General features: G+C 49.9%; 1 pseudogene. It reads left to right on the top strand.

Annotated elements, in window-relative coordinates:
* A pseudogene (locus R7044_RS27465) lies at window positions 1-545 on the top strand (cation:proton antiporter); the annotation flags it as partial.

The following is a 545-nucleotide window of genomic DNA, read 5'->3' as shown; positions in this document are numbered from 1 at the left end:
AAATGCTGTGGGCGATGCGTAATCGCTTGATGGGGTTAGGTGGCTTGCAAGTTGGCGGCACTGTCGCCGCGATTATGGGTATCGCCTTGTACTTTGAGCAGCCTTGGACGATTGCTCTGGCGATTGGCCTAATTTTCGCGCTGTCATCAACCGCCATTGTGCTGCAAACCTTTAGCGAAAAAGGGCTAACCAAAACAGAAGGTGGTAAAAACGCGTTTTCTGTTCTCCTCTTTCAAGATATCGCTGTTATCCCGATGTTGGCCTTTATTCCATTGTTGGCCCTGCCGGAGTTAGTCGAACAAGCACAAAATGCCGTTCAAACTGCTGCGCAGCATCATGACGATTTAAACCTCGTGGCCGATTTGCCGGGCTGGGCATACGGAATTGTCATCATTGCCTTGTTTGCAAATGTTGTTTTTGGCTGACACTTTTTAAGCCGCCCGTTACTTAAGTACGTGGCGAGCTCTGGTTTGCGCGAAATCTTTACGGCGACCGCGCTGATGCTGGTGATTGGCATCGCTGCACTGATGAGTTTAGTGGGCTTA

The sequence above is a fragment of the Vibrio sp. 1402 genome (assembly GCF_033340275.1).
The sequence above is the reverse complement of the archived record's forward strand: the minus strand, read 5'-3'. Positions and strand labels throughout refer to the sequence as shown.